Origin of the sequence: Belliella kenyensis (genome assembly GCF_022549675.1) — a bacterium.
Lineage (GTDB): Bacteria > Bacteroidota > Bacteroidia > Cytophagales > Cyclobacteriaceae > Belliella > Belliella kenyensis.
In genome coordinates, this window is the sequence record NZ_JAKZGR010000033.1 from 1 (window position 1) to 9,210 (window position 9,210).

Below are 9,210 nucleotides of genomic sequence, written 5' to 3' on the forward strand. Positions count from 1 at the left end.
TTTTAGTACTTTCAAATGATATTGAAGCAAGCTCCACAGAGCCAGCATCGACATCGACACCAAGCCCTTCAACTTTCCCTGCAAAACGTCCACCCATCGTCGAGGTAACCTCTCCTTTTGTGTAAGGAGTAGCTTCTACATCAATATTATGAACAAACTCCTTGATACCTTTGACGACAGCTATGGAAGTCTCTTTTAACACCTGATTTGTCGTATTGGTAACATAATTTTTCGCTGATACAAGGAGCTTGTCAATTACATCATTTGGCGCCATCCCATCAGGATCAATGAACCTTATCGGATTGTTGAAGGCGTAATTATAATGTGAATGCCTTCTCATCTGCTCAGAAAGCGGATCTATGACGCTCCACCTGCCTATTGCGGGGTCGTACATTCTTGCCCTGTAGTCATAATACCTCAACCCGTTATCCTCAATATACTCTTTCCCGTTGTAGAGATACTTATTCACCTTCATCCCACTTGCCTGAAAACCAAGTCCAGTAAGTTCCAACCCCCAAGGATTCCCCATGCGCTTTGCTTTCGGGAAAGGCTATAGTGCGTTTCCTGTACGATTGGCGTACTTAAGCTCATAATGCTAAAGTCATCGAATCTATCTGGCAGCAGACAGGCCATACGTTTTCGTCTGTTTCGTTGACTAGGAAGGTCTCCATGTATCCGTCCTGCGGAATATAGAGATTATTTTCCAAAACCTCATGCTCATTGGCTGCATTTTTACTCAAAACATGCTTACCAAACTCATATAGGTTGCTGTCTGCATTCCCGAAGCGCTTTGCTTTCGGGACAAGCTATAAAGAGCATAGCCCATGTATGCTTCTGGGGCGTTACGCTTCTGTAGATTCTTGGCCATGATATCTATGATGCTTATCAAGGTGATCGCATTGACTCCCCCATTTCGGGAGGTGACATTGCTGAATTCCAGCAGATCGTTCACCAACCTGTCTTTTGCTCCAGATGCCACAAATGCTCCCTTGTTCAGCTTACTGGATTTCTGGTCTTCGTATTTGGCAAAGACTTTCAGGTTTGTGCTATCTCCTGATGAAAAGGGAAGGCTTGGACTCAGGTTTGAACTTTTTTTACTGCCATAAAAAAAACTGGTCACAAGGTGACCTCACACAGCAGATCGGTGCGTCTAGGGAGATTATAAGGAAGTATGAGCGTAACGAAAACTTACCCTCTATCGAGATGGTGGCCGAGATGGCCAGAGCCTTTGGCGTAATGGTGGATTTTTTTTATTGGGGAAGGCGAAAACGCCTCTTACAACAAAGAAACAGTGGACAGGATCAATAACATCCAAAAAATGGATGCTGATACCAAAAGCGTCCTGTTCAACGTCATTGATACATATATCCAGAACTTCAAAACAAAAAAAGCTTTCGCTAAATAGAAAAAGCCCCTTGATCGGGGCTTTTTCTATTTACTCACTAAAGAGTTTAAATTGTTCCTGAAGAATATTAACCAAAAAGATAGTATAACAATATCATTATTAATACTATAAGAAGGCCAATAAAATTGATTATCGCTGCCTTACCTGCAGGATCATTTATTTTTTTCATCAACAGCTCCCACGTATTATTTCAAGAAAGCAAATAAATAGCTAGAATTAGTAAGGTAAATATTAATGCAACTACCAATTGAATTCTGTACGCTTGTAAAAATTCATTATCATTATTGTTTTTTCTCTTCATCTAATTGTCTTGTTACTATATTTACAGTCTTATTTACAGCACTTCCTGTTCCTCCTAAAACCGTCTTTTGAATTACTCCCTCTGCCGTATTGGTAATATTACCTGTCTTCAATGATTGTTTTACAGCAGCACCTGAAAGACCATTGGTTAGAATCCCTACACCCGCATTGACTGCTTCATTCGCTAAACTTTGATTATCACCGTTAATGGCGTGTACGGTGGCTTTCATACCCTTCCCCGTTAGAGACAGTCCTTCTCCAACAGGTACAAGAACAAGGGAAGCCCCCTCAGTGGGAATAGCAAGCGCAACACCGACATCTGAGATTATCTCGCCACCCTTGTCCAAAGCATTCCCCACATCCATTGTCGCTTCCTTTGCAAGGGTTTTTCCAACATCGGTCACTGCATTGATATCGGAAGCAACCCCTGTAATCTTAACGGCAGACCTCACGGTTTCATTCATCCCGATATTTGAAGGGGTATTGCCAGACGTTCCAGAAATCAATCTTTGTGATGGGGCATTGGCTTGACTGAGAATCCCGGAATATTTTGCTTTCATCCCCTGATAAGCAGCATAAAGCATCGGCAAGCAACTGGGACATTTCCCATCAGGGTCATTAAACCTGATCGGGTTGTTCCAACTGAACTGGTATGGAGACATTCCGATCTGCCTTGGGTGGTCGGCCAGCACATCGATGCTCCAGAACCTGCCTATCACCGGATCGTAATACCTTGACTTGAAGTCGTATACCTCAAGGCCGTGGTCACGCATGATCTCGTTGCCGTTGTAGAGGTACTTCTGCCCCACCCCACTAGGTGCCGAATAGGAATTAAACGTCATCCCAAAGGGATAGTAGTCATCCTTTTGGACTATGTTGCTGTTGGTATGGGTTACCCTAAAGTCGTCAAAGAACACCTCAACGGGAGTTGGATTCTCGTTGGAGAAGTAAATATACACATATCCTGGCTTTTGTATTGTGATTTGGATCGTTTTTACGAGTTCATGTGAGGACAAAGACGAGAGTCTTTGGGCCAGGTTGTGGGCTGCCTCCCGTCTCTCTGGCTGCTAAAGTTACTGATTTGAAAGTGCTCTGATTTGGCTGAAACTGATAGTTTTGGTCAAAGACCAATACATTCAGGTATGCCTTAGGCCCTGTGGAGTTGTCACTTCCATAGCCCATCAAGCCTGCGAAGGGCATCGGGTTGGTTCCAGCCGTGGCTCCATCTATCACTACACTTGAGGCATTGTTTGCCAAATTGGTGATCAGCTGTGCAAAGGCTGACCTAAAAACTCTCTTAAGATCATAATAATATTTAACATTATTTTTGGCATTTCACCAAATATCAGCCCAATATATCACTGCACCTTTTTCTTTATTTATTGCAACTCCCTTACTTATGCCGTGCTCCCATCCTGAAGGTGTGTATAGTCCATTTGGAAGCTTTTTTGGATTCATATATACCCCTTTTTTTGCTTCTAATACATACATTGTATATCCTTTCAGTTTGGTCATGTTTTGGTCTGTATCCATCCACCAATCATCAAAAAAATTAGGTACTGGATATTTTTCTTTATGGCAATCATGATCTCCATATTCAATCTTTTTTGGATACCTTTGTGTTTTGTCAATTTTGTACCAATTCTTTGAGTTTAGGTGTTTGTCTATTACGACTAAACAAGTATCCTCTGAGAAATATTTTCCAATAGCTTTTAATTTTACAGCATTTTCTACGCTGTCTAACTTCCCTTTATCAGGGAAAAATTTAAGCCAAACATGTGGGTGTGAGTTAGAAATATTTTGGGAAATAGAATGTAGAGAACCCAAAAACTTGATTTTTTTAGGGAAATGATCAATGAATCCTTCTTCAAAGTAATCTATTTCTTCTTCAAAATTGAGTTCTCTTTCACTTGAACAGCTTAGTAAAATCAATACAATTATAATATATCTAATTTTTTTCATTTCTTATAACTTTTCAACATCCAAGGAACTACAAAATCCTGATAAAAATTTAAACCAAGACTTTCAAAATCAGGGTTAGACTTGTTTCGAATAGTACTACCATGATTTTTCCTGTAATTAGGATCAATTACATGTGTATATGTACTCCTCTGCATTGAAAGCATGGGGAAATTATAAATATCCAACTCCCTTTGAAAAACCCCAAACTCATTTGATCTTTTGTAGGTAATTTTACTATTTAAGATCTCTTTTCTACCTCCTGAATCAACCCTTCTTCCATTCAGCTCTAGTTCGAACATTCTAAAGTCTAATTCGCTTACACTTTGTACCAAAGCTTTATAGTACCCATTATCCATCATAAATTGCTCACTTACCCCTTCGGTCATCATAGTAAGTCCGCCAAGGTTTTTACTGATTTTATTGTCTTTCGAATCAAACATGTCATCTGCACCGAAGTTTTCCCAACTGTCATTTGAAGCTCCTCCACTAAGTTCATAAATAAAATTCGCTATCTCCTGCCCATATTCTTTTTTTAAATTACTAAAACTAAATTCATTTTGCCCTTTAATATTTATTAATACTCCATTCTGAGTACTTACAAACCAATCTTTTCCATCAGGATCAATATGCAACACAGGATTGTTCGCCACCCAGCTATAAGGAGACCATGAAAAATAATTCTCCGTATGCGGATCCAACTGCCAAGTCCTACCTATAGCGGGATCATATCCACGGGCATGAAAGTCATAAACATTGAGGCTATGATCGTCTAAGAACTCTTTGCCCTGATATAGATACATCTGCCCCACCCCACTAGGTGCCGAATAGGAATTAAACGTCATCCCAAAGGGATAGTAGTCATCCTTTTGGACTATGTTGCTGTTGGTATGGGTTACCTTGAAGTCGTCAAAGAATACTTCCACCGAAGTTGGATTCTCGTTGGAGAAGTAAATATACACATATCCTGGTTGCTGAATGGTGATTTGAGGAGATTTTAAATATTGATGGGGTACATTTGATCCTGTTTCCCTAGCAGCTGTAGTCACTGGAACAAAAGATGATGTCAATAACTGATAGTTTTGGTCAAAGACCAGTACATTCAGGTATGCCTTAGGCCCTGTGGAGTTGTCACTTCCATAGCCCATCAAGCCTGCGAAGGGCATCGGGTTGGTTCCAGCCGTGGCTCCATCTATCACTACACTTGAGGCATTGTTTGCCAAATTGGTGATCAGCTGCGCAAAGGCTGACCCTGGGGTTCCTGTGGTATTTGGATCCAGATACTTCACATAAACTTGAGCATCAATTGAATCCTTACGATTGTTGGATCGTGTGTAAATGATCGTTATTTCTTACTAAAAATATAATAGGGAAACTTTGGACAGTTAGTGAAATGGTAAAGATTATCTTGATCAATTCCTCTTACTTTTTGTCTTGACACAAAAAGTAACAAAAAAGTCAAGACGGAGAAATCCTATCCACGCTACAGGCCACCGCTGGCCCGGATCTCCGTCATCCCACCCGCAAGCATGAAAAACAGTTTGAGGAAATATAACCAACATTAGATTTGAAGTTTAATTCTGATACTCGTGGTCTTAGAATGTACCCGAAGCATTTTTTTTGGCTACTCCTTCCCGCAACCTGGCTTAAGCCTAAAACAGTCCACTGGACTGTTTCTTAACGGCTTACCCGCTTCATTATGTTGTAAAAACTGTAATTTGTTGTTCTCATATACAAAACCTCCTACGTAATCTGAGATTTTGGTTGTACCTCCATCTACCGATTTTTGGGACAGCTTGCTACCACTGGCATCGTAGGTATATTCTATGTATTTGGATGCGCTAAAGGTCACCTTGCTTGGTAAATTCAGTGGGTTGTAAGTGAATCCAGTGATTCCCACACTCTTTTAAACCCACCCTGCAACCTGGCCCCTCGCTAAAAGCTTTATCAAAGCTTTTTTAACGCTCAGTCCTCATTGGGATCATAGAGATACTCATCGGCTACATTTGCTCCGTCTTTGAAGCCTGAGCTTATCCCTGTGGTATCTGTCACCTTGCTGAGTTGGTTGCTCATGGTGTGAAAAATATAGATTTTTAGTTCAGTTGTGATTAATAAGTTTTATCAGATGATCGGCTATTTCCCGAATCACAAAATCTTTAGTTGTGTTCGAGTCGTTTTCAAACTACCCGCACACCCACTACAAAATTGAATCCTGATGTTTCTTCCAAAATTATAATCACTTCTTCGGTTTCAAAAATTCAGGTATTTCTTTCCACCCCTCCTTAGGAACTAATACTGAATCAGGAACAGATATTTCAAATATAACATCATAAATGGAAGGGTCTTTTATGAAATAAAATCCCAAGCGTTTTTCTCCTACATTTATTTTTTTACAATCATTTGAAAAGCAATTATCGTATATATATCTACCCTCAACTTTATAAAAAACCTTCATTCCAATCCTCTTACTATCAGAATACTTTTCATAAAAATTAATAATAGTATATCTAATATCTGATGTGGTTTCGATGTGAGATTTATACGCACCATACCCAAAGGCTATAAACAAGAATAAGAAAAACAAACCAAGAGCCACTTTGGTATGAGGATCTGTCCAGTCATTGTAGTTATTAGGTTTAATCATTACTACTCATATTTATTTGATTGGCATTAAATTTCATAATCATATCTGCACTCAAAAACATTACAAAAGATGCTCCAGGAGACTTTACAGTATTAGTTTAAAAATCAGTTGAAAGCCCTGGGGCCATTCCTGTTCTTAAATTTGTCAAACCTCGATCACCTTTATTTATTGCAAAACCTAAATTTCCATTTGGCTAAGAAATGGGTGTATAATCCAAAACCGAACCTGTTAGGATACTTCCAAATGTATTGAACCCAAAAACACTTTGGGTGGCAATGTCGAAATAGTCCAAATCTCTGAATTTAGCATTATTAACTAAATAGTTCAATATTTCCTTTATTTCTCTCATTTTGGTTTCAAAAACTCAGGTATCTTTTTCCACCCCTCCTCAGGAACCAATACCGAATCAGGAACTTTTATATCAAATAAAATTTTATAAAGTTTAGTCAATAAGGAAAAATTCTCTAAATCCAAAATCCTCTTTTCTTTTCAATCTATACTTTTTAATTTCATCAGGCACTTCACCCCATCCTTTTCGTGGAACATCTATTTTTAAAGAATCAGGAACAGGATAATATAGGAGAATAGATGATACAGTTTGATTATCTTTTCCAAACTCAACTATAAATCTATTCCCTACTTTAGCAGCATAAGAACCTTTCCAACTTGACCCTTCAATGCGTTTTCCATTGTGCATAAATTGAAATTGAACTGATGTGCCTGACTTCATACCTGTACTTGTCCCTGTGATTTCACCTACAGTATACATTTTTTCATAAGAATCATAATATACATTCCAAATAAATACACCAGAGATTCCAAATATCAATCCTATTATAAATTTTTTCTTATCACTCATCTTTTATTTTGATCAGCTTTAAATTTGATCAGTCTATCATAAAGACCAAATATTTGAGTTCTACTCTTTCGGTACATTTCCACTTCAGTTGGTATTTCAGACCATCCATTCCTTGGAGGGCTTATATTTAATGAATCAGGTATAGGATAGTAAAGAATAATTCTTGAATTTTTTGGTTTTTTTTCTTCAAATTCAACTATAAATGAATCTCCAATTTTGGCACTATAATCCCCTTTTCCAAATCTTGAATTATAAACTTTTCCTAAATAAATGAACTGATATTCAACATTACTATCTGATTTAAACCCAGTTGTAATATTTGTTACAACTCCAGTTGTATACTTCTTTGGTGACCTATTGTAGTTATATTCCCAAAGAAAATACAATAAGTAGCATGCCAGAAGAATCAATACCGCTTTTTTTCTTTCACTTATCATTGACAACTGATTTTATACCTGATCCAAAAGTTATCCTTATTGGTTGATTAACGTGATTAATAAAATTAACGACAGCTTGATCAATTCCAGCTGATGTTAATTCTTTTGAATGCCACCTGCTAAATTTTCCAATTCCTAAATCCACTCCGAAATTTAATAAGTTTTTATTTGCACCTGCTAGTTTAAAACCCCCTGAATCTAAATCTACCATTGCTTGAAAAACATAAATGTATTTCCCCCCTGTACCTGCAAATCCAATATCAGCGAAATCTATTTGGGATAGGTTTCCATTATATAAAAGACTGTTTCCTGCTTGCCATAAACTTTCTATACCCATGTCCCCTAGCGCTTTTGCCCCTAGAGTTTGAACCATATTCTCTATCAAAATAGGACTTGCAGCTACAGCTATCATAGAACCTGTCACCCCATAAGCCACCATTGCTTTTATTCCATCCATGTAGTCTGAATTTTTTGCAGTAATGTATTCGCCCTCGCTGAAATGGAGTTTTTGTCCGCGATTCATGAGATCATGGGCAGCGTTTAAGCCTTTGTTTTTGGCTGTCAGTCCCAAGTTTCTATGAATTGGATTATTACTTGAAATATATGAAAACAAAGTAATACTACTATTTGAACCACTTCTGGATAATCTTGTTGCCGTAACTATTATCTCAGGCAACTCAGTGCAATTTTCACATTCATCACCTTTTCCTGACAATCCTGTTGGATCTTTGAACTTCAACGGATTATTAAAACTAAATACCATTGGACTGATTGAAGTAAACATATCTGAAAGCTTGTCTAAACCTTGAAACCTCCCCAAAACTGGATCGTAAAGTCTATTCGGTGTCCAGTATAGATTCAAGTTGTTTTCACTTATCCACTCACTTCCTTCATTAAACTTGAACTTGTGCCCCACCCCACTAGGTGCCGAATAGGAATTAAACGACATACCAAATGGATAGTAGTCATCCTTTTGGACTATGTTGCTGTTGGTATGGGTTACCTTGAAGTCGTCAAAGAACACCTCAACGGGAGTTGGATTCTCGTTGGAGAAGTAAATATACACATATCCTGGCTTTTGTATTGTGATTTGGACCGTTTTTAAGAGTTCGTGCGGAACATTCGTCCCTGTCTCCCTGGCTGCTAAAGTTACTGATTTGAAAGTGCTCTGATTTGGCTGAAACTGATAGTTTTGGTCAAAGACCAGGACGTTCAGGTATGCCTTAGGTCCTGTGGAGTTGTCACTTCCATAGCCCATCAAGCCTGCGAAGGGCATCGGGTTAGTTCCTGCTGTGGCTCCATCTATCACTACACTTGAGGCATTGTTTGCCAAATTGGTGATCAGCTGTGCAAAGGCTGACCCTGGGGTTCCTGTGGTACTCGGATCCAGATATTTCACATAAACTTCCGCATCAATTGAATCCTTACGATTGTAGGATCGTGTGTAAATGATCGTTATTTCTTACTAAAAATATAATTGGGAAACTTTGGACAGTTAGTGAAATGGTAAAGATTATCTTGATCAATTCCTCTTACTTTTTGTCTTGACACAAAAAGTAACAAAAAAGTCAAGACGGAGAAATCCTATCCACGCTACAGGCCACCG

The 9,210-nt window shown here is 38.6% G+C and carries 13 protein-coding genes; 1 reads left to right on the forward strand and 12 read right to left on the reverse strand.

From position 1 onward, the window contains the following. Together MM214_RS18640 and MM214_RS18645 are read right to left on the reverse strand one after the other, a co-directional pair. On the reverse strand, positions 1 to 529 hold a 529-nt coding region (locus MM214_RS18640; protein WP_241297691.1), incomplete at its 3' end, for an RHS repeat-associated core domain-containing protein. Between the two features lie 207 nt (positions 530 to 736). Beyond that, positions 737 to 1,120, reverse strand: coding sequence for a hypothetical protein (locus tag MM214_RS18645; protein WP_241297692.1), 384 nt, complete (start codon positions 1,118 to 1,120; stop codon positions 737 to 739). On the opposite strand from MM214_RS18645, the gene MM214_RS19185 reads away from it, so the two are divergent. Next, positions 1,057 to 1,308, forward strand: a complete 252-nt coding sequence (locus MM214_RS19185; protein ID WP_353959798.1) for a helix-turn-helix domain-containing protein — start codon at positions 1,057 to 1,059, stop codon at positions 1,306 to 1,308. The genes MM214_RS18645 and MM214_RS19185 overlap by 64 nt on opposite strands. A 378-nt stretch (positions 1,309 to 1,686) precedes the next feature. On the opposite strand, the gene MM214_RS18650 is transcribed toward MM214_RS19185, so the two are convergent. The 10 genes from MM214_RS18650 to MM214_RS18695 form a co-directional block, all read right to left on the reverse strand. After that, complete coding sequence (locus tag MM214_RS18650; RefSeq protein WP_317208527.1) at positions 1,687 to 2,664, reverse strand: RHS repeat domain-containing protein; 978 nt, start codon at positions 2,662 to 2,664, stop codon at positions 1,687 to 1,689. 43 nt (positions 2,665 to 2,707) lie between these two features. Then, entirely contained in the window at positions 2,708 to 2,962 is a 255-nt protein-coding gene (locus tag MM214_RS18655) for a hypothetical protein (RefSeq protein ID WP_241297693.1), read from the reverse strand. Positions 2,963 to 3,040: 78 nt separating this feature from the next. Continuing rightward, complete coding sequence (locus MM214_RS18660) at positions 3,041 to 3,667, reverse strand: hypothetical protein (RefSeq protein ID WP_241297694.1); 627 nt, start codon at positions 3,665 to 3,667, stop codon at positions 3,041 to 3,043. Beyond that, positions 3,664 to 4,953, reverse strand: coding sequence for an RHS repeat domain-containing protein (locus tag MM214_RS18665; protein ID WP_241297695.1), 1,290 nt, complete (start codon positions 4,951 to 4,953; stop codon positions 3,664 to 3,666). Before MM214_RS18665 ends, MM214_RS18660 begins: the two co-directional genes overlap by 4 nt. 335 nt (positions 4,954 to 5,288) lie before the next feature. Next, positions 5,289 to 5,564, reverse strand: coding sequence for a hypothetical protein (locus MM214_RS18670; RefSeq protein WP_241297696.1), 276 nt, complete (start codon positions 5,562 to 5,564; stop codon positions 5,289 to 5,291). Between the two features lie 336 nt (positions 5,565 to 5,900). Further along, complete coding sequence (locus MM214_RS18675; protein ID WP_241297697.1) at positions 5,901 to 6,308, reverse strand: hypothetical protein; 408 nt, start codon at positions 6,306 to 6,308, stop codon at positions 5,901 to 5,903. A 193-nt stretch (positions 6,309 to 6,501) separates the two neighbouring features. Continuing rightward, positions 6,502 to 6,657: a hypothetical protein gene (locus tag MM214_RS18680; RefSeq protein WP_241297698.1), complete on the reverse strand. Its 156-nt coding sequence runs from the start codon at positions 6,655 to 6,657 to the stop codon at positions 6,502 to 6,504. 93 nt (positions 6,658 to 6,750) lie between these two features. Beyond that, positions 6,751 to 7,167: a hypothetical protein gene (locus MM214_RS18685; protein WP_241297699.1), complete on the reverse strand. Its 417-nt coding sequence runs from the start codon at positions 7,165 to 7,167 to the stop codon at positions 6,751 to 6,753. Next, positions 7,164 to 7,604 carry a hypothetical protein gene (locus MM214_RS18690; protein WP_241297700.1) on the reverse strand — a complete coding sequence of 147 codons (441 nt, stop codon included), beginning with the start codon at positions 7,602 to 7,604 and terminating at the stop codon, positions 7,164 to 7,166. The genes MM214_RS18685 and MM214_RS18690 overlap by 4 nt, the downstream gene beginning before the upstream one ends. After that, positions 7,594 to 9,003 carry an RHS repeat domain-containing protein gene (locus tag MM214_RS18695; protein ID WP_241297701.1) on the reverse strand — a complete coding sequence of 470 codons (1,410 nt, stop codon included), beginning with the start codon at positions 9,001 to 9,003 and terminating at the stop codon, positions 7,594 to 7,596. The genes MM214_RS18690 and MM214_RS18695 overlap by 11 nt, the downstream gene beginning before the upstream one ends. Positions 9,004 to 9,210 lie beyond the last annotated feature (207 nt).